The organism is Telluribacter humicola (assembly GCF_017355935.1).
In the GTDB taxonomy this organism is placed as follows: Bacteria; Bacteroidota; Bacteroidia; order Cytophagales; family Spirosomataceae; genus Telluribacter; species Telluribacter humicola.
Map to the genome: position 1 here is coordinate 363,440 of NZ_JAFIQT010000004.1, position 22,469 is coordinate 385,908.

Annotated in this window: 16 protein-coding genes; 12 read left to right on the plus strand and 4 right to left on the minus strand. The window is 44.8% G+C overall.

Translation table 11 applies throughout. The annotated features are described in order from the left end of the window. Positions 1-36 precede the first annotated feature (36 nt). Complete coding sequence (locus JUB14_RS19445; protein ID WP_207508477.1) at positions 37-924, minus strand: LysR family transcriptional regulator; 888 nt, start codon at positions 922-924, stop codon at positions 37-39. Between the two features lie 90 nt (positions 925-1,014). On the opposite strand from JUB14_RS19445, the gene JUB14_RS28235 reads away from it, so the two are divergent. From JUB14_RS28235 to JUB14_RS19475, 6 genes are all read left to right on the plus strand, one after another. Continuing rightward, positions 1,015-1,275: a CBU_0592 family membrane protein gene (locus JUB14_RS28235; RefSeq protein WP_207508478.1), complete on the plus strand. Its 261-nt coding sequence runs from the start codon at positions 1,015-1,017 to the stop codon at positions 1,273-1,275. A gap of 323 nt (positions 1,276-1,598) precedes the next feature. After that, positions 1,599-1,907 (plus strand): hypothetical protein, encoded by a 309-nt coding sequence (locus tag JUB14_RS19455; protein ID WP_207508479.1) that lies wholly within the window; start codon positions 1,599-1,601, stop codon positions 1,905-1,907. An 873-nt stretch (positions 1,908-2,780) separates the two neighbouring features. After that, positions 2,781-3,680 (plus strand): ABC transporter ATP-binding protein, encoded by a 900-nt coding sequence (locus tag JUB14_RS19460; RefSeq protein ID WP_207508480.1) that lies wholly within the window; start codon positions 2,781-2,783, stop codon positions 3,678-3,680. Positions 3,681-3,775: 95 nt separating this feature from the next. Continuing rightward, the gene (locus tag JUB14_RS19465; RefSeq protein WP_207508481.1) at positions 3,776-7,255 is read left to right on the plus strand and encodes an ABC transporter permease/M1 family aminopeptidase; all 3,480 of its coding nucleotides are present in this window, start codon (positions 3,776-3,778) and stop codon (positions 7,253-7,255) included. A gap of 1,140 nt (positions 7,256-8,395) precedes the next feature. Beyond that, positions 8,396-10,018 carry a capsule assembly Wzi family protein gene (locus JUB14_RS19470; protein ID WP_207508482.1) on the plus strand — a complete coding sequence of 541 codons (1,623 nt, stop codon included), beginning with the start codon at positions 8,396-8,398 and terminating at the stop codon, positions 10,016-10,018. Between the two features lie 497 nt (positions 10,019-10,515). Then, positions 10,516-10,926 carry a response regulator gene (locus JUB14_RS19475; protein WP_207508483.1) on the plus strand — a complete coding sequence of 137 codons (411 nt, stop codon included), beginning with the start codon at positions 10,516-10,518 and terminating at the stop codon, positions 10,924-10,926. A gap of 511 nt (positions 10,927-11,437) precedes the next feature. Here JUB14_RS19475 and JUB14_RS19480 read toward each other — a convergent pair. The 3 genes from JUB14_RS19480 to JUB14_RS19490 form a co-directional block, all read right to left on the minus strand. Continuing rightward, positions 11,438-13,624 carry an LruC domain-containing protein gene (locus JUB14_RS19480; RefSeq protein WP_207508484.1) on the minus strand — a complete coding sequence of 729 codons (2,187 nt, stop codon included), beginning with the start codon at positions 13,622-13,624 and terminating at the stop codon, positions 11,438-11,440. A 274-nt stretch (positions 13,625-13,898) separates the two neighbouring features. Then, entirely contained in the window at positions 13,899-14,813 is a 915-nt protein-coding gene (locus tag JUB14_RS19485) for a universal stress protein (RefSeq protein ID WP_207508485.1), read from the minus strand. 132 nt (positions 14,814-14,945) lie between these two features. Further along, on the minus strand, positions 14,946-15,776 hold the full coding sequence (locus JUB14_RS19490) for a universal stress protein (protein ID WP_207508486.1): 831 nt from the start codon (positions 15,774-15,776) through the stop codon (positions 14,946-14,948). Positions 15,777-16,058: 282 nt separating this feature from the next. Between JUB14_RS19490 and glgP the strand changes: the two genes are divergently transcribed. From glgP to JUB14_RS19520, 6 genes are all read left to right on the plus strand, one after another. Then, positions 16,059-17,744, plus strand: a complete 1,686-nt coding sequence (gene glgP, locus JUB14_RS19495) for an alpha-glucan family phosphorylase (protein WP_207508487.1) — start codon at positions 16,059-16,061, stop codon at positions 17,742-17,744. A 784-nt stretch (positions 17,745-18,528) separates the two neighbouring features. Further along, a complete protein-coding gene (locus tag JUB14_RS19500) occupies positions 18,529-18,975 on the plus strand; it encodes a PAS domain-containing protein (RefSeq protein WP_207508488.1) in 447 nt (148 codons plus the stop codon). Positions 18,976-19,237: 262 nt separating this feature from the next. Next, positions 19,238-19,636, plus strand: a complete 399-nt coding sequence (locus JUB14_RS19505; protein WP_310586169.1) for a PAS domain-containing protein — start codon at positions 19,238-19,240, stop codon at positions 19,634-19,636. Then, a complete protein-coding gene (locus JUB14_RS19510) occupies positions 19,599-20,426 on the plus strand; it encodes a PAS domain-containing protein (RefSeq protein WP_207508490.1) in 828 nt (275 codons plus the stop codon). The genes JUB14_RS19505 and JUB14_RS19510 overlap by 38 nt, the downstream gene beginning before the upstream one ends. Positions 20,427-20,810: 384 nt before the next feature. After that, a complete protein-coding gene (locus JUB14_RS19515; RefSeq protein WP_207508491.1) occupies positions 20,811-21,560 on the plus strand; it encodes an SDR family NAD(P)-dependent oxidoreductase in 750 nt (249 codons plus the stop codon). A gap of 178 nt (positions 21,561-21,738) precedes the next feature. Beyond that, positions 21,739-22,152 carry a response regulator gene (locus JUB14_RS19520; RefSeq protein ID WP_207508492.1) on the plus strand — a complete coding sequence of 138 codons (414 nt, stop codon included), beginning with the start codon at positions 21,739-21,741 and terminating at the stop codon, positions 22,150-22,152. Positions 22,153-22,469: the final 317 nt, after the last annotated feature.

Here is a 22,469-nt window from a genome sequence, read left to right on the forward strand (position 1 = left end):
CTAAATGCTATAATGTTTTAAAAAATAGTCAGGGGATCAGGAAGTCTTGAATTTATTAGCCAACTGCTGTATTTCTTTAAGTATATTATGAAGTACAGGACGATTGTCTTCCTTACGCCATATCACGTGAAGGTCTACCTGAAAGGGGAGATTTATAAAACGGACATTGGGGGGAGCACTGAACGAATAGGAACTGGGAAGAATGGATACTCCCAGGCCTCTGGCTACCAGACTTAAGATAACTCCTCCGAAATCTGACTCTATATGAATATTAGGGTCAATGCCGTAGTGGTCAAAGATCATCCGGAGATTGGATACGTAAAATGTTTTATGGTGCAGGCCGGAGATAATAAACTTCTCATCTTTTACATCCAGTAGGCCAGTAAAGTTTTCCTGATTCACGGCGTGACCATCCGGAACAATCAGAGCGAACTGTTCAGAATAGAGCCATATAGACTGCAGTGCAGGGTTTTCGGCCGGATCGCGTCGTAACGCCAGATCCATCTGGTAGTTTAGCAGTAATTGTTCAAAGCTAATATCGGTAGGTTCAAATAGCTCCACCCGCAGATCGGGGAATAGATGATCAATACTGGCAATAAGTTCCTGCAGGATACCATAGGTAACCGATCCGGGATAGCCTATACTTATAGAGCCGTAGGCACCTTCGTGGATACGCTGTGCCTGTCGATGTATCCGGCTGATCTCATCCATCAGGGGCAGCCATTTATCTCTTAGGAAGGCACCGGCTTCTGTTAGCTTTACCCTTCGCTTATTCCTTTCAAAAAGCGTCACCCCAAGCTCATCTTCCAATGACTTTATCTGCCTGCTCAGGGCAGATTGAGTGATGTATACCTTTTCGGCTGTATTCCAGAAATGGAGTTCCTGGGCTAGCGTAAGAAAGTTACGTATCTGTTGCAAATCCATTCACTAATCTGTTTTATGCATCAGTCAATCCTAAAATAGCATTTTTAGGGCGATATTTTATATCTTCTTTTGCATAAAAGTAATCAAACGATGTTAACAGTACGAAGATATCTAGTAGAAGCAATCGGCTGGGCAGGAGCTGTATTTTCACTTTCAGCTTATAGTCTCAACAGTCTTAACCTGATACGTAGTCAGTCTATTGAATACCTTGTGATGAATATGTTAGGGTGTTGCTTTCTGATTATCTATGCAGTTTCCAAGAAAGCGCATGCCAGCTGGGTACTTAATTCCATCTGGCTCCTGATGACAGCGGTAGCGCTGGCGAAGGTATTCTTTGTCTCCAAGCCCTGATAGGGGAGGGACGTTAGTATTACTTCTCTATATTTTATGATCAACTACTCATTTAGAAGCTGAGAAAGTAGACTGGAATCAAGTTATTCTTTCTGCCGCTTCAGTTATACTTTATGATGGATATCTTGATGATATTGTCGATGATTAGTTAAAGGGATACGAATACTTTTAGTGTAAGCTTTTTATAGATAAAGAAGAAGTACATATGTACAACGCTAAGAATGGCTAATAAATTAAATAATATTAAAACGTGATGAGCGCGTTATTATTTTGATAATTATAAAAAGGCTTATATATTTACCAGTATCAAACTATATACAGCTATGCCCAAACTAGACCGCTCAGAATTCAAATACAACGCCAAAGTATTCGAGAAAACCTGTTTATGGTGCGGCACTCTTTACTTCGCCAGCCGTTCTACTGCCAAGTACTGCTCATCTACCTGTAGAGGTTATGCCAACCAGGCCAAACATTCGGAGGAAGCCATTCCCTACGACGAAACGGATAAGATGATTTCTGCATTGCTATCGGAGAATGCCTATCTAAAAGGACAACTTAACCGATACATCCTGGAGAATGAAGAATTAAAAAGGAGGCTGGGAGAAGCACCACAACAGAATGAGAATAGCTAAAAGTTACAATCGTTCTGTCCCGATCTATTGGATAGCAAGCTTCTGGATTGTTTGCTGGGCTTTTTCTTTTAAGCTCTCAACAAACGACTATACTGCACAGGTTTATTAAAAGCTTGTGCAGTTGTTATAGTCTACTTGCTCACATATCCAAACTATATACTGACCTTCTCGATCTGGCCGGGGCATCGGGTTAACTTTGAATCAATTTTTGCCCTCCCCAAGCCAATTCAAAAGACAAATTTCGATCATTAAATTGAGAACCAGTCACGACAAATTAACCTTGCTGAAGAGTTTGCTCCAACACCTCTCTTCGCTGCATGGGAGCTACAAAAATCTGCTTTAGCATTTTATCTATAGCAGATAAAGTTATTTTACCAGTCTGCCTCTTTAGTTGATACAATATTACTTGATTTCTCAGGATTCAGGTGCTTTGGATAATCAGGTCAGCCATGCCCTGATTGGCGTTCTCTTCTCCGTTAAAGTACTCTAAAACAGATCTCTCCCCGGGATGCTCATTGTACTTACAGCTGCTTGATTGGTTGCGAATGTAATCTTGCACCAGTTCTCATTTGCTGATATATTCTGAGAAGCTATCTCAGGCTAAGGCACACTTGTACTTACATCTTTTCAAAGGTTGATAGGCAAAAATCTTCATTATGAAAAATATTATATATAGTAGCTTGTAAAACATAGTACTGTGCACTACCTTAGTATCGTCAGTATTCTTACTGGTGCTGGGAAGGGTATCACTTATATCAGGGTATTCATCAATTTGAGTAGCTACTTTTTAAGGTGTTGCCATTCTTAACCTTTGTCAGTCTTTGCACTTCACTTTGAAAACCCGTGCAAAACTATTACTAACAAAACATACCTATGACACTACAAATTACCAACATCACTAAAAGGTATCCCAATGGGGTTCAGGCACTCCGGGATGTTACACTCACTATTCCAAATGGCATGTACGGCCTGCTGGGACCGAACGGAGCAGGCAAATCGACGCTGATGCGGACGCTGGCAACCTTGCAGGAACCGGATATGGGAAGTATTTACCTTGATGGAATAGACGTGTTGAACCAGAAAGAGGAGGTGCGCCAGACACTGGGGTACCTGCCCCAGGAGTTTGGCATCTACCCCAAGGCGAGAGCGGAAGATTTGCTTGATTACTTCGCTGTGCTTAAAGGCATCACTAATCGGGCTTCCAGAAGAGAAGTGGTAGAAGCATTATTGAAACAAACCAACTTGTGGGACGTGCGCAGGCAAAAATTGGGTGGCTTTTCAGGTGGTATGAAGCAGCGTTTTGGAGTGGCAGTGGCCTTGCTGGGAAACCCAAAGCTCATGATCGTGGATGAGCCTACGGCGGGGCTGGACCCGGCAGAACGGGTGCGGTTCTTAAATCTTCTCAGTGAATTGGGTGAGAATAGCGTCGTGATTCTATCTACTCATATAGTAGAAGATGTGAGCGAACTATGTACCCGAATGGCAATTATCAATAAAGGGCAAATACTGCAGGAAGCGGAGCCGCTAAAAGCAGTAGCGGGACTGCAGGGAAGGATCTGGCGCCGTATAGTTGAGAAAAGAGTGTTGCCCCAATTAGAGCAGGACCATAAGGTAATTTCTACTAAACTGCTAAGCGGACGAACAGTAGTTCATGTCTACAGCGAAGTAGATCCAGGCAATGGCTTTGAAGAGGTAGCACCCGATCTGGAAGATGTCTATTTCACCACCATGGCAGGACATATTGGAAACATTAAACCGGAGGTTGCACTATGAAGCTCTGGAATATTTTTCGCTATGAGTTCGCCTATCAGGCAGGGCGAATCTCCACTTGGCTCTGTTTAGCTGTCCTTCTTGCATTTACAATAGGAATGGGTCAACTCATATCTACTAACGACGGAGTATATCCAAACAATACCCTCCACATTACGGCTATGACTGTTATTGGCGGGCTTATCTGGCTCCTGATGGGTGCTTCCATTTGTGGCGAAGCTGCAGCACGTGACGTACAGATGCGTATGCATCCTCTTATCTACACTACCCCAGTTTCTAAGCTCAACTACCTGGGCGGTCGATTTCTGGCTGCTTTTGGTGTGAACGCGCTGCTAGTACTTGCTTTGCCGGTAGGTTTGCTGCTTTCATTTTACCTGCCAGGTATGGAGCAGGATGCATTATTACCTTTCAGGCCATGGGCTTATCTGAGTGTCTTCCTCATAATAGCCTTACCGAATGCTTTTGTAGCAACAGCCCTTCAATTCACCTTTGCAGTGCTTAGCCGACAGGTGATGGTAAGTTATATGGCCAGCCTGCTCTTAGCCATTTTCCCTCAGCTAATCGCGGTGTCGGCGGCAAACCTATTCGGAAATTGGGACCTGGTTAAATTACTGGATCCGGTAGGTGTTGCCGGTATTGTAGTAAATGAACTGGGAACGTGGACGCCCACAGAGAAAAATACGCGACTAATCACACTGGAAGGGATGTTTCTTTGGAATCGGGTCTTATGGGTCAGTGTGGCTATAGGGTTGTTGTGGCTTACCTACCTCCGCTTCAGTTTTACTAACCCCTTAACCAGCAGTTGGTGGAGTCGCTTTAAACGGCGATCAAATGTACAGACTAACACGTATGTCCAAAATCCACTAGTCAGACAAACCGCCATTACCTTTCCGCAGGTGGAGCGAAGTTTTGGCTTTGCAACCTGGTTCCAGCAGGTGCTTACGATTGCATGGGCATCTTTTAAGAAAATAGCCAGACACCCAGCAGGGCTCACACTGGTTGGAGCAATTGCCCTGGCCTCAGTTGCGTTCAGCGACCAAATCATGACTCAGTTTGGGATTCCGCTGCTCCCCACTACCCAGCAGGTAGTTGACTACCTGACCGCTCCTGTAAGTAACGTCGGTACCGCATGGGTAGTGATTCCGCTACTCATCATGTACTTCGTAGGCGAGCTTATCTGGCATGAACGGGAAGGAGGCTTGAGTGATGTTGCTGACGCCGCACCGGTACCGGAATGGGTACTCCTAACAGGTAAATTACTGGGGCTAGGCCTCATCCTTGTTGTATGGATGGCACTGCTGTTGGCAGGTGGTATAGGGATGCAGTTGGTCCTGGGCTACGATAAACCGGAGATAGGCCTGTACGTGCAGACTCTCTTTGGGATACAGCTAGCAGACTACCTGCTCTTTGCCCTGCTTGCCCTGGTGATACACGTCGTGATAAATCAAAAATATATAGGGTATCTGGTGGTGCTTTTTGTTTTCAGCTTTATGGCCTTTCCTTCCTATTTCAGGGTGGAGCACACTATGCTCGTTTTCGGAGCAGACCCGGGCTGGTGGTACACCGATATGCGTGGCTTTGGACCTTCACTTGGACCGTGGCTGTGGTTTAAGCTCTATTGGGCAGCCTGGGCTTTGCTGCTAGCAGTGGGAGCAAGATTGTTTTGGGTACGGGGAAGAGAACAAAGTCTGAAATATCGTATTTGGTTGGTACAGCGCCGTTTCACACGATCCACCACCTGGGTGGCCATGCTAGGTGCAGGACTTCTGCTTACTTTGGGGAGCTTTGTTTTCTACAATACGAATGTGCTCAATGATTACCTGACTGTTTCCGACATAATGGAACGAAAGGCTGCATACGAACTGCGCTACGGCCAGTACAGAAACACCCTGCAACCTCAGCTGACGGCTACAAAGCTGCACGTCGAGCTTTATCCTGAACAGCAGGAAGCCCGGATACAGGGTACTTACACACTTGTCAACAAGGAAACAGAACCCATAGACTCCATACATGTAGGAAGTGTTTCAGGCATCGAGTTTCACGGAGTGGTATTTAATCGTCCAGCTGCCGCGGTACTGATAGACAAAGTACTCAACCACCACATATATGCCTTAAAGCAACCACTACAGCCAGGAGATTCGCTACAACTTAACTTCGTAGTGCACTATAATCAGCACGGCTTCAGTAATAGCGGCACCAACGCACTGGTGATGGAGAACGGTACCAACTTCACGAATTACGACCTGCTCCCAACCATTGGCTACCAACACCATCGGGAAATCGATGATGCGGTACTTCGAAAAAGGCATAAGCTTGCTGCGCGTCCTGCGCTACCTTCACTTTGTGATCGGGAGGCGCGTAAAAAGCCATTTAGTTCAGCTCAGACTACCCTTGAAACTATTGTAGGCACAGCAAAAAATGAAGTTGCCGTTGCGCCGGGTGCTTTACAGCAAACCTGGACAAAAGGCGACCGACACTACTTCCACTACAAAACAAGTGCTTCGATCGGAAGCGAGTACACTATCTTATCAGGGAGTTACGCGGTTCAGGAAAGCAAATGGAAGGATGTCGCGATCACGATTTACTATCATCCGGAACATAATCTAAATATAGCTCGAATGCTCGAGAGCGTAAAATCTTCTCTGGCGTACTATTCGGAGCAGTTTGGCCCTTATCCCTATGGCAATATGAATTTAGTAGAGCGAGCTGGTCCCGGAGGGGGAGCAACTGCGGATGCGGGTATCATCTACTATGGAGAACAGTATGCTCTAATGAATCCCGATGACAGTCCGGATGGATTTGACCTTCCCTATTATATATTGGCGCATGAAGTGGGACACCAGTGGTGGGGAGTAGCCAGGTTAACACCAGCCTACGTAGAAGGAGCCGGTGTTCTGATTGAGGGTCTTGCCGTTTATTCTGGTATGCAGGTACTGGAAAAGGGGTATGGTGATAACCATTTGGGGAAATACGTAAACTATCTGCATTCCACCTATGAAATGCCACGCTCACTTGCATCAGCTTCCCTACTCAGGGCCAATGAGGCGTTTCTGTACTATCGAAAGGGTGGACTCGCTATGCATGCTTTGAGTAAGTACATCGGTAAGGAAAAGGTAAACGATGCGCTCCGGCGTCTCCTCCAGAAACGTACCTCCGGAGAGCTCCCCCTACCGACTACCTTGGACCTCTATCAGCAGATACAGAATGTAACCCCTGACTCATTGAATTACCTGTTACATGACCTGTTTAAAGAGAACACGTACTGGCGTCTTAAAACAGAGCAGTTTACCGCAGCGCAAACGAAAGCAGGAAGTTGGCTGGTAACGATGCAGGTACAGGCTCAAAAGGTAATAGTAGATAGTACGGGGCAGGAAAAGGAAGTGCCGATGAATGATTGGCTGGAAGTTGGGATTTACGAGGAAGGTAAAGAATTAAATAAACCACTCTACCTCAAGATGCACCGTATCCATTCCGGTAAGCAGACCATAACCGTGAGAGTGCCGCGAAAACCTGATCGTGGTGGAGTTGATCCTAACCACCTGATGATTGACCTCAGACGTGATGATAATATGAATTAACAGGATGGGGAAAAGGATTGCCCCTGACAGGCCTTACCGGAAATTCCCGAATAAGAAAAAATAATTGATAAACTAAGCCTTTGATTGCTTGCATGTAAATCTGCCTGGATGGATGTTTTATTCTATTCAGGCGGATTTAACTTTGTTCATTGTTCACGCTGTAGTTCTTGTTCAATTTATTTTCAGACGGAATCTGATCTCTTGGCTATAGCTTTTCGGACTCTATCTTCTCAATAATGATATCTCTAAGCGCTTTATACTATAGACCTTATTTAAGCATACAAGTAGTACTACTTTCCTATCACTATAAATCTAATGACGTATAAGTAGTTGAGTTACTATTTTTAGACTACTATTGAGGGAATTTCATAAGCCATTACAACCTCTTTTGACATCTCTAATTATCCATAAACAGGGTACCTGGTGATGGAATGCCAGGTAAGTGGTATCAGGTACCCTATTAATTAGTGTATAGCCCAAAATTTTCTTTAAATAAGTATTTATAGATAGAGAAATTGTGGACAAAACCAGAACTATATATGTGTGCTCAAGAAGCAGAAGTTGTTATATACTAATACATTAGATGTGTTACAAGAAGAAAAAGCGCGTCAATACAAATTCTGTGCCAACCTGTAAATTAAGTAATTGCTGGGTAATGTTTTACTCATTATGTATCTCAATATTACACACATTAGAATCATATCTTTAATGAAGGTATAGCAAAGAAGCTGTTTTGAATCATAATTCATGTTGGCACACTAATTAAAGAAGATAGAATGTTAAGCACCATTCATTCACTTCGACATATCCATACCAATGACAATAACTGACTGCTCCAACCCACCAAGCAGACTACTACCGGAACAAGCTCTCCCTATATCTGGCATTCACTTAGTCAAGGCCAAACAACGTCCTTTAGCCATACGCTATAAAGTATACTGTTGATAAACAACTATTTCAGTATAAGGGCGATCAACTGCCAATGTAAAGGAGAAGGTTTGTTGCTATTAATCTGGCTCTAAAGCTCCCTCTAGCTGTTCTCTTCCTCGTCCATTCTCATCTGTTAGCCGGTATAACCAGTTCTTGTCATTATCCAGGAATTCCTATGGAATTCCCCATACCATATTTATCAAGAAAAATATGAATAGATATGTACTGCTGATTGTGAGTATGCTGTCGTTGACAACACAGGCACAGGAGCTTCAAAAGGAGCCTAAAGAGCAGGACTTCAACTTTACCGGAGTCCAAAAATCCGCTTCTCCCAGCTATACGCTTTCTACTACTACTAAGCCTGTTCTAACTAAGGCGGCCCCAGAAGACAAAGAAGAGACTCAGGCTCCGGAGGCTGGCTGGCGCACCACCCGCTTTCAGGTTGAAACCGGCACCTACCTCGCTCACACAACCGGCAGTAACTTACCCTTCTGGTTCAGAGCCAATCAGCAAGGTACAGCCCCGAAAGGTCCCGTTGCGGCAGTTTTGCATGGAAGTGTCCATACTGGTTATCGTTCCAGGCCTGTAACTACAACCTGGGGCAAGCCTGACTTTGGTTACGGAGTTGAAGTACTACTTAACACATCAAGTAGTCATACCCAAGTGTTACTGCCCCAGGCTTACGCCAAGATGCGAGTGGGCCCTCTGGAGTTGTACGGGGGACGCCGACGTGAAGTGGTAGGTCTGATGGATACGCTGCTTTCTTCGGGTTCCTATATCTGGTCTGGCAATGCCCTGCCTCTGCCTAAGCTGGAACTGAGTCTGCCTGATTACTGGCCCGCCCGCTCATTCATAGGTGTTAAGGGAAGTTACTCTCACGGCTTCTTCGAAAGCTCCCGACCATTTGTTGACGGGGCTCGATTGCACCAAAAATCACTGTACGTGAGACTGGGAAAGGCCAATAGCCGGATAAGGCTTTACGGGGGTGTCAACCACCAGGTACAGTGGGGAGGACGCTCACCCTTCTTTTCTACGGACGGAGAACTACCGGGAAGTATGCTTGCCTATCTATATGTCGTATCAGCCAAAAGCGTGAGGGGTGACTCTCTAAAGTTTGGCAACAGCTTTGACGGGGGGAACAGAGTAGGTAATCATCTGGGGACGCTGGATGGCGCCCTGGAAATACAGCTGCCTAGTTCTTCTCTGATGCTTTACCGACAAAGCGTGTATGAAGATGGTTCTCTGTTTCTGATGACTAGCGTTATCGATGGACTTAACGGCCTCAGCTGGCAAAATCGCCGCCGTTATCGGCAGGGCTTCGTACTACAAAAACTGACAGTGGAGTACCTGCATACTATGAGCCAGGGAGGAGCTGTATTTCAGGATTACCCGGCTAAGCTACGCGGACGGGACAACTACTTTAACCATGCTCAGTACCGTGACGGCTGGTCTTACTACGGGCGTACCATTGGTACTCCCTTTATAACAGCCAATGAGGAGCTGCGACAAGGTTTACCAGCTGCTGGCGGGGCTTTTACCAGTAATAATCGGGTTCAGGCCGTGCACATAGGGGCAGCAGGCCGTTTGTCACAAGCTGTGAATTTTTTAGGAAAGGTGTCTTACTCGCGCAATGCAGGTACATACGATGCTGCTTTTCAGCCATTACTACCCCAATTATCGGCATATATGAGCGTTGGAGCAGATCTAGCTTTTCTGGATGGGGTAAATGTGAGTGGTGCGGTAGCCTGGGACAGAGGGCAGCTACTTGACGATGCACTGGGTTTACACCTACGCATCAGAAAGACCTGGACTGACCGCTATAAGCGTGATTAATCACATGTTTATATTGATTATTGAAACTACAACAGCTATGTATCTATACAAATAGCGCGGTAAAAATAGTATCTCATATAGGTGTCTTGTCCCCAACTCAACGAGTGGAGGCTGAGACACCTTATTTTCTGCAACCATGTTAGTACTTTATTCCATTGATGGTATAGTTCGCCTTCTAAATAGTTCATGCACCTCCTGTTGATATTGGAGTAATCACTCTACTACATTGTTGATAGCCCAATCGACATAAAAGGAAGTATATGATTAGTGGCCTTACCATCGGTTATTGACTTTATAATGTATAGTCTGCGACTCCCATTCATGTGCATAGCGTATATAAATATACCGTTACAACGGTAATTGTAATGAGCCTCATTACTCGTCCATGGCAGATCAGTTTTGTTTACTTTATTATACTTATCTTTGTCCTACCTCTAGTCTTTGAATATATCACACGCTTAGCCATAGAAAAATAATAACCATCACCCTCTTGTATTATGAAGAAGATTAAAATTGTAATTGTTGAAAATGATGAGGATGAACGCTATTTTATGAAGCAAGGATTTGAAGGCTCCGGTCTGTTTGAGCTGGTTTGGCAGGCTACCAATGGAGATGATCTACTTGAGTGGCTTGAAACAAACAGTACTTCTTTACCAGATGTAATCCTGTCGGACCTTAACATGCCCGGAAAAAATGGATATGATATACTTGATTACATCAATGCTAGCCCTGTCTATTCCAAAGTACCTGTAATTGTTACTTCCTGCTCAACCCTTAATACCACGGTAAACCGGTGCTTTGCGAAAGGTGCAGCAGATTTTGTACCCAAACCAGAGACTCTTTTAGAATATACCCCTTTTGTACAGTCGCTGCATAAGCAGATTCATCAAAAGCAATTAGTAAAATAAGCCGATATACATAGCTATATCGAATGCAGCCAGATTAACCAGCACATGCCTCTAAACGTTAGTTGAATGTGTTGGTTAACCAAGACATTCTGTCCCTCCAGCTACACTCTTCCCCCCTACCAAGCTCAATAGCAGACGAATATCTTACAATAAGTATTCAACGGCACCTGCACAATTATATCTATAAATTTGCCTTGGTGACTCACTACCAATAACCGTTAAGTATAGATGGTTTGTCTTAGGGGATCAAGTGTACTCTCTTGGTAAAAAGGGAACCCGCAACCAAAGGCTACTGGCTCCCTATATTCTACCACAAGAAAACATGCTTTAGCATGCTTCCTCCTTAAAACCGTAAAAATCTGTTCCAAGGATATTTATTGGATCTGTATATCAGCCAGATAAGGGTGCTAAAAAAAATATCCTCAGCTGCTATTGATTAAAATTACAACTGAGGATAGTAGGGCTATTGCGTTGGATCTGCCGCTTCCCTTAAACAGCAGTCATTAAAATCTTATCTGAACGTTTTTGACTGTCCTTTATAACCGGGCTTGTCTTCGTACCAGTCTCTCTTCTGTGCACCACCGCTTTGAGCCCATTCGGAGAAAAATAAATACGCTGATGTAATAGGTACCTGCTCTATAGGATAGTTAAACTCTACCGGCAGTTCTATCGCCCAGGGGAGCCCATTGGCAGTGCGGTAGTAGCGACCTATGTCGGGTTTTGAGGTGTCTTTGAGCGTACCCAGCAGACTGGTATTGGCCTTAGCCGTCGGCGCATAATTAGCCAGATGTACCTCTAGGTCACGCTTACCGTCTACTATGATGAAAGGGTTAATCTTCTCCTGACTGGCCTTGGACGGATCCAGTGGGGTTGCAAAGCGCACCACAATATCAAGTTGACCTGGTGTTCCTGCGGGATTAGTCTTTACGGTATTGAACATAGAACCTCCTGCCCGTTTGATCAGTGGCTCCGGCGAGTCGTAAGCTACAATGACCGCTTTGGGCTGCCCCGCTTCAGTTTTGTTGGGAGCCAGCTGCACGTACCCTTTGGTGTGGCTATACCCACTCACACTAGCTATCTCATTGCTGCTAACACCATCGAGCTGGAACCCAAAGCCATTTTCAAAAGCAGCGCCAATGGCACGAATAACGATCTGGTTGCGAAGCTCTACGATCTTGTTATCAGCATTAAATACACGTGTGATGCGGGAGTTTATGACCAGGTCGTTAAAGTCATAGTCGCCCTGCGCAGGCCATAGATCCTCAAATCCATAGGTAGCCCACTCCGTAGCCGATGGGTAATAACTCAGGTAAACGCGGTTGGGGTCAGTAGGATAATCGTCCTGTGGATCGGCAATTCCATCTTTGTCGGTATCTACAACAGTAGGAGTACCAAAACCTTCCGGATTACAACCTGACTTGGGTAGAAAAGTATTGGAACAGCTGAAATAACTACTGGCGATCCGGGAGCTATTCTGATCCAGACCATTTGCATCGCAAAGAGTGACCTTACCAGTCAGAGCAGCACTGCCGGTCAGTTTGGATTGGCCGGATACTTTCACGACTGAACCGGAGCCACTACCGGTGATCGTACCGTTTAGATTGATATCGCGGGTGTAGACCATAGCCCCATCGGCAAGGGTCATACTGCTGTTGCCGGTAATAGTAGTTTCACCATCTACCTTGATGTAGCCACGGTTAATAAAGTTATTGTTTGTTTTGAGTTCTTCGCCCACAAAAAGGGTACAGTTGTTTTCGTTGACCGAGCTACCCTCTGCCTGGTATTTATCATCAACGGTCATGATGCTGTTGTTTACAAAATGACGGTTGTTGCTAAAGGTACCTTTTACGTGCAGATCTCCATTGTTGATGAAAGTATTGCTATTGTTGTTACTAACCGTGAAGTTGCCGTTGACAACCATCTTACCATGGTTTTCAAAAGATCCCCCCATAGAGATCTTATTCGCTAGTGTAAGGGATTGTGAGTAGTTATACACTTTGGTACTGGGTGTATTACCTACGATGTCCAGTAAGTCTACTACTGAGCCTTCCAGAAAATAGATTTTCCCGTTGTTATTATTTAAGTTGATCTTTAATCCCGTTGCGGTGCCACATATACGTAATTCACCGCCATTTACAGTGATGGTCCCGGTGTAGGTACCTGTTACACTAACTACTTCACCGCCATTAATAGTAAGGTTGTTTTTAGAGTTGGCAACAGTTCGGGTTACGCCCGTAGTACAGTCGCGGCCAGAGTTAGCCTGCATCCGTAAAGCCACGGTTGGAGTACTAGTCTTAAAATCAGCAGAAATATAGGCTTCGGTTTTTACCTTCTTTATCTCTGAGGCACCGTAGCCGTTGATTTTCTGAATATATAGTTCAGTCAGGGGGGCCGGTACTCTAAACTCAAGCCTAAGGGTCTGGTCAGAGGCTGTAATACCCGAAGCCAGTACCTCACCTACTGTAGGCAGGTCGTTGTACACATTGATCCGGAAACGCTCGCCGGCAAGGGATGGATTACTTACCTTGATATTCAGCTGGATATCCCGGGTAGACTTAAAATCAAAATTCTCATTTACTATCAGATCCTGAATAGGTACCGGAGTTTCGGTGCGGGTAGGATCAAGGTGTCGGGGTATACAACCGTAATACACCAATACCAGCAAACATAATAAGGCTTGGGTAAAGATAGTGCGCATAAAAGATGTGGTTGAAAAATGAACAGATAGAGGTGGATTGAACGTTTTGAATGCTATTTGCAGAGCAAATTTCAAGCCATTAATTGTTCTTTAGCTAGCGTTACTGGTAGTTCGTGATTAGCCTAAAACCTGCTTTACTACTAATCAATCAAAAGAAAAACCTGAGGCGGATAGATCGATTGGTAGATCTATCCGCCTCAGGTCTGGTATGAAGTAGGGCCAGCATGTATAGCTGCCAGACCCATGTTGTAATTAAACTACATTTAATGGTGTGTCATAGACCTGCTACAGTTTTGTCAAGTTCCGTAGTATGCTCAGGTACAGGCAGTAAATCCAGAAAATCCGTAGGGAATGCCAGAATAGGAACAAGTGCATGATGTACTACTGCTTTGGTTATACTTCTGTGAAACAGCCAATCCCACAGGTTGGTGTGCTTTGACTGGGAAATCACCAGCATATCCGCCCCTTCTTTCACGGCATACTGCAGCAATGTACCGGCTGTATCCTCCCCCTGAACCAGGTGATAAGGTAACTCTGCCACATTCAGATGCAGTAGCTTAGCAAGTTTGGCCTGATACGCTTCGAAAAGCTCATCTTCCTGAGCCGCAAAAAGCAGACTATACACCACATGAACCATAATCAGTTCCGCCTGCAGCTGGTCTTTAAGCTTAATTGTATACTGAATACCTGGAAAATCGGTACTCTTATAATCACTGGCGTAAAGTAGTGTCTTGGGAGCTTTGAATTCGAAAGCAGGTGGAATAGCCAGTACCGGGCAGGCTGCTGTACTTATTACATGCGATGTAAAGCTACCTATCAATACTTCTTTGGCCCCGGTAGCTCCGGTGGTACCCATGATGATGAGGTCAACAGCGTTGCCGCTACAGTACTTCGTGATTTGATTCCTCTCATGACCTCTATCCAGACATATACTTACCGGCACACGACTACCATTCTGTACGATCTCATCACGGATGGAGTTCAGGCTGTTAAACAGGGTTCTTTCCAGTTCTCTATTCTCTTCGTCCTGAGTGGCCTCGGGGGAAAAGCTACTTTTGATTGGAGAATACGTGTGGTACAATATGATGGAAGCATCCAGTAGCGTAGCTAGTTGCACAGCATATCGAATCCCATTCAGGGCAGCCGATGAAAAGTCTGTCGGAACGAGTATTGTCTTTAATGCTTTCATGGGTAGTAAGAGTTTAAGGTGAGACGGTGAAGCATATTTAAGCTGATTTGCCTGCTGATAACATATTAATAGGGAGCATCCAATACATCCACTGACAATGACTAGCATATCGCTAACCCATTAGTACCATTTTTACAGTTTTCTCTTTCGGAATGCCAGCAGTGGTACCTGTGTATCAAACGACAACTCCGCTGAGTTACTAGGCCAGAACAGGCGATCAAACCAGCCACGGTTAGGCTTCGTAAAAAGTACGACCATTGAAGGCTTCCTTTTGCTTATCTCATCATTAAGGTGCTGCGGTAACGATTTTTCCAGCGTAGCTTTTTTCAGCGAGAAAGTAGTAGAACCCACTTTTTCATTCATATTGACTTGGCTGATCAGTTGCTCAGCTGCCTCGTATTGGTGGCTGTAATCAAAGTACACCGTTGAAACGGTTGCATTGAATGAATTAGCAAATCCTATTACGGCATCCAGTTCATGCCCAAGATCTTCAAGGTCACTTGCATACAGCAGACGAGATACCGGTACTCTCCTGTATCTGGCAGGAACCACAATGACGGGAATGGGTGAATTGGCCAGGATGGAAGAGGTGAAAGTACCCATCAGTCTCTTTACTATACCGGCTCCATGGGTACTCATGCAAATAAAATCTACTTTTTCTTCCAGAGCATAATTTATTATACACCGGTCGATAGGAGCCCCTCCTCTTACCACGCACTCATAATGACCTGGTGTAACACCAGCTTGTTGGTATACCTTTTCCACAAATTGGCTGAGCTTTTCCTGGTGCTTTTGTACCGCTTTACTGGTAAAACTCTGAGGGGGCCACGGATTTTTCAGCTCTTCTATAATATTCAGAAATATCAGTGGACTTCCTGTCTGCGATGCCAGCTGAATGGCAAACCGTATACCTGCCCTTGAATTAGCAGAGAGATCAGTAGTTACGAGAATTGTTTGTGCCATGGGAGTAGTTGGTTTCAGGCAAAGGTAGTAGTGCCCTCCAAGACTAATTATGATGGTCGTTTGGTCCAATACATGAGCTTAGTCATTCAAAATGAAACAGCAGTAAGTACTGTATTGCAGGGACAACTGTCAGTTTTGGAACTGATAGGGATCAGTTTGCTTCTGCACGTAAAGGGGCAGTTTTGCCAACGGATCCAGCCGGTAACAGATAGTTTTGGCAGGCACTACGTAGTATTTTGGTATTCAACATATAAACAATCACTTCTTAAGCAGCATTTCCCCATGACGAACTATGCACACCCCTATATACCCGATCCTAAATATACTACGCGGGTCGCCTATTTCAGTATGGAGTATGCGATACATCAGCCTCTCAAGATTTACGCAGGAGGACTGGGGTACCTGGCTGGTTCACATTTGCGCAGTGCAGCGCACCTGCTTCAGAACACCATTGGAATTGGAATACTATGGAAGTATGGCTACTACGATCAGACACGCCAGCAGGATCAACACATGGGATCTTCGTTTGTAGAGAAACACTATGAGTTTCTGGAACCTACCAACGTAACATTTCAGATTATAGTCCACGGGGCTCCCGTACAGGTTACGGCCTACTACCTTGATCCAAAACATTTCGGTACCACACCGCTCTTTCTGTTATCTACTGATCTTCCTGAAAATGATTATTTGGCGCGCACCATCACACACCGGCTCTACGATGCTAATCCTGAAACAAAGCTGGCCCAGCAAATGCTGCTAGGAATTGGGGGTGTAAAACTACTGGATGAACTGGGGCTGACTCCTGAAATATACCACCTTAACGAATCCCACGCCTTACCAGCCGCCTTTGCCCTCTATGAAAAGCATAACGACTGGGAGGTAGTCCGGCGTAAACTTGTATTTACCAATCATACACCGGAGGAGGCAGGCAATCAGAAAACAGACCTCCATGTACTGGATCGAATGAGCTTTTTTGGGCAGGTACCTATTGAAGATGTATTACGTGTAACCCAGCAAACCGGGCCAGTATTTGATCATACCCTGGCTGCATTCAGGCTTGCTTCTATGGCCAATGGGGTATCCAGAATGCACGTAGAAACCGTCAGACGTACCTACAAACAACATTCTGGGCTCTGTCCTACCATTGCTATTACCAATGCTCAGGACCACCATTACTGGGCAGATAAGGAGCTGTACCGGCACCTGTTACAACATCAGATACCACTGCTGGCGGAACGCAAGCAGGCTATGAAACAGCCCATGCTGGAAGAAGTTTCCGATCAGACCGGTAAGATATTTAGTCCCAATGTACTAACGCTGGTGTGGGCGCGGCGGTTTGCAGGGTATAAGCGTCCGGAGTTGCTCCTGCACGATATGGAACGATTCCACCGACTGGTTACCAATATACAGTTTCCGATTCAGATTATCTGGGCCGGTAAACCCTATCCAACCGACTATACCGCTATCGGAACGTTTGACCGGATTGTTGAAATCAGTAAGCAGTACTCCAACTGTGCGATTCTGACCGGATACGAACTGCGGTTATCCAGGCAACTCAAACAGGGTGCTGATGTATGGCTTAATACTCCACGGGTCACCCGCGAAGCATCTGGTACCAGTGGAATGACGGCCGCTATGAACGGAGCTATCAATTTGTCGACACTGGATGGGTGGTTCCCTGAGTTTGCTCGGAATGGTATCAATGGGTTTGTCATTCCGACAACTAACTACCAGTCCCCTTACGTTGAACAGGATGCCGCCGATGCGACTCATCTGTATGACCTGCTGGAAAACATAGTACTACCCATGTACTACCAGACACCAGATAAGTGGGCAACCATGATGAGAAACAGCCTGGATGACGTACTTCCCTATTTTGATTCGGAGCGTATGGTAGCTGATTATTACGACCGAATGTACCACCAGGAAGTTGTCCAGAACCCGCCTTTGCAGCATCGATCCGTATAAACTGAATGTAAATAAATAAACGAGCGAAGAAACAACCTGATATTCAAAGCCCTGACTTACTCCCGTTTAGTCAGGGTTTTGGCTACTATGTACACCGTAATGATAATGACAACGACCAGCATAACTATTCCACCCCATACCCCGGCCTTACTGGAGGTATAAGACATATACCTGCAACTGGTCAGGTAGCACATTACCCCCAGTACCAACTGAAACAGTAAATACTTTTTTAAATTCATATAATCATTACTGCTTAGGAACAATCTGCTGTGCCGGGTACTCCAAAGATGCTTTCATTGCGTAAATATAACATTTGCCAATAAAGTGTATAGTATGCGACAATCCGCTTCAATATATACAGCTTACAACTTAGTCAAAAGCATTACTTTTGAACTGACATATCCAGGTATATTTAGAAGCTGATTCATTGCGTTAAACTGCAACTTTATAGACAGTCAGTTACCAGTTATGACAAAAGTCATATTTTCAGAAATCCTGTTTTGCAAGATTATATTATAATTTGATATATTTCATTACCTCCTTTTTTGAAAACATTACATACTAATTTCCTGCAGGGCGGTGGGAAATCAGGTGCCAGTATTCGTGAATCTGACTGATCGGTAATGCCACTGGGTAGTAATGATACCTGGACTCTGGGGCTGCTGATTGCACTTTCTAATCTCTTGAACTCCAAAGTACCCTCCCTTTTATTTTGGGGGAGAACTACAGAGTATACTATAACGATTCGTACTATTCCTTCTCAGATGGAAATGAGCGTTCACCTGTGTCCCTAGGTACCTCAGCCGCATCTAGTTGGCCCGACGAATGGCCTCAGCTCAAAGCATTACTTGACCAGGTACTAGCTAGTGGTGAAGCTACCAGTAGTACCGACGTAGTACTACCGCTATGGTCTGACCAACCGCTACCTCATCAACGGTGGATGTTCAACTACAGTCCAGTCTATGATGAGTACGGTATAGCTACCGGTGTAGTGGTGACCTTTACTGAATTAACACAAAGTACACAAATAAACCTTACCGCAGAAAGCAGCCAGAACGTACAGGCCATCAACCAAAGGTACAGAATGATACTGGACAGCCTGCCTGCCAACATAGCTATCCTGGATAAAAAGGGAGAGATTATTTCAGGTAATGAGCGATGGCTATCTTTTAGTCTGGGAAACAATGGAGCCATTACCGGTTATATCGGTGCCAACTACCTGGACGTGTGATGTCAGTCCTATGAAATAGAAGCTCTGCGGCTGGCCGATGGTATCGAGGAGGTCCTGGCCGGACACATCACTGAGTTCCGAATGGATTATCCATGTCACTCTCCTTCCGAAGAGCGTTGGTTCAGGGCTTACGTCAACCCGGTGTATGTACAGGGAAAAATAACGGAAGTAGTAGTCACTCATCTGGACATCACTAATCGGAAAATAGCCGAAAAAATAGTACAGAAGGCACTGCGCGAGAAACAGAAAATACTTAGATATAATCTGTGCTTTGGATGTAGAGGGAAGGTTTATCCAGGTAAGCAGAGCCTGCCGGGATGTTTGGGGCTATGACCGCAAAGAATTAGCAGGAACCAGGTATATTGATCTGGTTCACGAAGATGATAAAGATCTGACCTTAGAGGCTGCTTCACGGATCATGAGCGGGGAAGCCATGCGGAACTTCGAAAACCGGTACAGGTGTAAAGATGGTAGTGTGGTACCTATACTGTGGTCAGCCAGATGGGACCCGGATGAAAACGTTATGTTTTGCTTAGCCCGCGATGCCACCGAAAAGAAACAAGCGGAAGAACAGGTACTGGCTTACAGCCAAAAGATCATTAACAGCCTGGAAAGTATAACAGATGGTTTCTTTATTCTCGATAATGAGTGGCGGGTATGACTGTGTACGAATACATCCCGAAGATAAAGAGGCATTGACCCTCAGTATCAGACAAGCGATCGATTCGCCGGAAGAAGAACAGTGGAAGGCTGTATATCGTTTCCTCAAAGCAGATGATACCTACGCCACGGTGCTTGGTCGCGGTTTTATAATTCGGAATCAGGAAGGATCACCTATCCGAATGATTGGTGCCATGCAGGATATTACTCTGCAAAAACCGAGGGAAGAGGAGAGTGAACAACTAATCAGTGAACTGACAAAAACTAACCACGATCTACGGCAATTTTCCTACATAACTACCCATAACTTCCGTGCTCCTCTGTCGAACCTGATAGGCTTATTGAACATGATGAATGGGTATACATTTAACGACCCCATTCTGATCGAAATCATTGAGGGATTCAGGACATCCACCCTTGCATTGAATGATACGATCAATGACCTTATCAACATCCTGATCATTAAGGGTAATCCTTCAATTACCAGGGAGAATGTAAAGCTGCGGGATGTATTCAACAAGGTTTACAACCAGATCAGGATACCTATCGAGGAGGCAGATGCCAGGACACATTTTAACGATCAGGAGGCTCCTCTTGTCCTATTGGATAGGACGTACATAGTGAGTATATTTATGAACCTGTTGACTAATTCGCTTAAATTCCGCTCCGCTTCCCGAAAGCTACAGATAACAATAATAAGCCAGAGGCAGGAGGACAAAGTATGGCTCCATTTTCAGGATAAGAATAGGGTTGGACCTGAAGCGCTACTGCAATCATCTCTTTGGCCTTAACCAACGCTTCCATGATCGCCCAGACAGCAAAGGGTTAGGACTTTACCTGATCAAGTCACAGATCGAATCGCTGGGTGGTATGATCCAGGTAGAGAGCCAGGTAGAGGTGGGGACTACCTTCAGCATTACATTTTGATAGCTTAATATATACCTGCCGATACTGCCCGAACCATACTCTTATATAATTAATCAAGCTTAATCGTATATACCTGTACGTATGTACAAACTCTACCGCTGTAGAATTGCCAGCCATAGACACACAGCTGGTATATCCAAATCATAAATCAGAGTGATCTGCGTCATTCATTTAACAGACTATGAGCCGGACTTTTGTGTTTGATCAAAGCCCAGGAAAAGAGTATTAACCCTACTAATAGTCATAGCATGTATAGCCTTAAAGGAAAAACAGCCATAGTAACCGGTGCCGGATCAGGAATAGGTAGAAGTGTCGCTCTGCTTTATGCATCCGAGGGTGCCAATGTTACCGTCTCTGATATCAACGTGCAGGAAGGTGAGGAAACTGTAAAATTGATTCGTGAGGCAGGTGGGGAAGCTTTTTTTGTTAAAGCAGATTCTTCCAGCCCAGAAGATAACGAGGCGCTGGTTGCAGCCACAATAGAAAGGTACGGAGGCTTGCATATAGCCTGTAACAACGCCGGCATAGGAGGCCCCGCAGCTCCTACCGGAGAGTACCCCATAGAAGGTTGGGATAAGGTTATTGCCGTAAATCTTTCGGGTGTTTTTTTTGGGATGCGATATCAGATCCCCGCTATGCTGAATAGTGGAGGTGGAGCCATCGTAAACATGGCTTCAATACTGGGAAGCGTAGGGTTTGCGATGAGTCCTGCCTACGTAGCCGCTAAACACGGAGTAGTGGGAATGACTAAAAACATAGCCCTTGAGTACGCCGCCCAAAACATACGCGCCAATGCGGTAGGTCCCGCCTTCATCCTGACTCCTCTACTGAAAGATTTTGATGAAGACACATTTAAATGGCTCGAGTCAAAACACCCCATTGGCCGCCTGGGCCAACCCGAAGAGGTAGCCGAGTTAGTACTATTTTTAAGTTCTGATAAAGCTTCTTTTATCAATGGCTCCTACTATCCGGTAGATGGCGGATACCTCGCCCAGTAAAAGTCACTTCCAGAATCCCACTCAGTGTTACTTATAGTAGGATGAAGTTGCGCTGAGTGGGATTTTTTTACCATTCACTAAGTCTTAACTGCATTTTTACATATTTTTAATAAGAGGAATCTAACTTGTGTACTAAAATATATTTATATAGCAACGACAACTACTCCCCCTATACCGGATGATCCACAATTTATTAATGATAGATGATGATGATATCTCATTAAAAATTGTAACACTTACCGTCAAACGTTATCATTTTGCGGAGTGCATTAGCATTCTGAAGAATGGTAAAGAGGGTATTGGCTATCTGGATGAGGTGCTCCTGAAAGAGAAAGTCCCTCCAACCCTGATATTTCTGGATATAAATATGCCCGTAATGGATGGATGGGAATTTCTGGAAGAGTACACCCAGCGGTTTGAAAAGTACTTTCCACAGACCAGCATTTGCATGCTAACCTCCTCTCTTGATCCACAGGATCAGGAAAGAGCCTCCCACTATCCCAGCGTTATAGCTTTCCTGAGTAAACCATTTGTATTGGACAATATGGCTATGCTTAGAAGCCACCCTAAGTTAAGATACTATTTTAAGTAGAGATCAGATTTTGATTGCAGATAATGCTTTGCTGCTGGCTCATTTGCCGATGCAACTCATACCACCACTCAGGAAGCTTTAAGACTAAAAGTGACGTGTGGTGGATCATGTACTGCTGCCTTCTCTCCCAATCCTCTGTCTGATACTGAGGCTGTATACTTTCCAGCTTTCTGCTTAGCCTTTCTTCAAATCAATTAATATTCATTTTGCTTATTAGATTCTACTCCCAAGTTGACAGGAAGCAGATTACATTTTTTTATACCAGGGCATGGCAAAGCGGCAGCTATTTCGCTGGTATTCATTGATTATGCTCACCT

Excerpts from the sequence above, each read along its gene's own strand:
- JUB14_RS28235 (WP_207508478.1), top strand. The coding sequence starts at position 1,015 with ATGTTAACAGTACGAAGATATCTAGTAGAAGCAATCGGCTGGGCAGGA.
- JUB14_RS19465 (WP_207508481.1), top strand. The coding sequence starts at position 3,776 with ATGGGTCAACTCATATCTACTAACGACGGAGTATATCCAAACAATACC.
- JUB14_RS19490 (WP_207508486.1), bottom strand. The coding sequence starts at position 15,776 with ATGGCACAAACAATTCTCGTAACTACTGATCTCTCTGCTAATTCAAGG.
- JUB14_RS19455 (WP_207508479.1), top strand. The coding sequence starts at position 1,599 with ATGCCCAAACTAGACCGCTCAGAATTCAAATACAACGCCAAAGTATTC.
- JUB14_RS19445 (WP_207508477.1), bottom strand. The coding sequence starts at position 924 with ATGGATTTGCAACAGATACGTAACTTTCTTACGCTAGCCCAGGAACTC.
- JUB14_RS19470 (WP_207508482.1), top strand. The coding sequence starts at position 8,396 with ATGAATAGATATGTACTGCTGATTGTGAGTATGCTGTCGTTGACAACA.
- glgP (WP_207508487.1), top strand. The coding sequence starts at position 16,059 with ATGACGAACTATGCACACCCCTATATACCCGATCCTAAATATACTACG.
- JUB14_RS19480 (WP_207508484.1), bottom strand. The coding sequence starts at position 13,624 with ATGCGCACTATCTTTACCCAAGCCTTATTATGTTTGCTGGTATTGGTG.
- JUB14_RS19515 (WP_207508491.1), top strand. The coding sequence starts at position 20,811 with ATGTATAGCCTTAAAGGAAAAACAGCCATAGTAACCGGTGCCGGATCA.
- JUB14_RS19460 (WP_207508480.1), top strand. The coding sequence starts at position 2,781 with ATGACACTACAAATTACCAACATCACTAAAAGGTATCCCAATGGGGTT.
- JUB14_RS19485 (WP_207508485.1), bottom strand. The coding sequence starts at position 14,813 with ATGAAAGCATTAAAGACAATACTCGTTCCGACAGACTTTTCATCGGCT.
- JUB14_RS19520 (WP_207508492.1), top strand. The coding sequence starts at position 21,739 with ATGATCCACAATTTATTAATGATAGATGATGATGATATCTCATTAAAA.
- JUB14_RS19510 (WP_207508490.1), top strand. The coding sequence starts at position 19,599 with ATGGTTTCTTTATTCTCGATAATGAGTGGCGGGTATGACTGTGTACGA.
- JUB14_RS19475 (WP_207508483.1), top strand. The coding sequence starts at position 10,516 with ATGAAGAAGATTAAAATTGTAATTGTTGAAAATGATGAGGATGAACGC.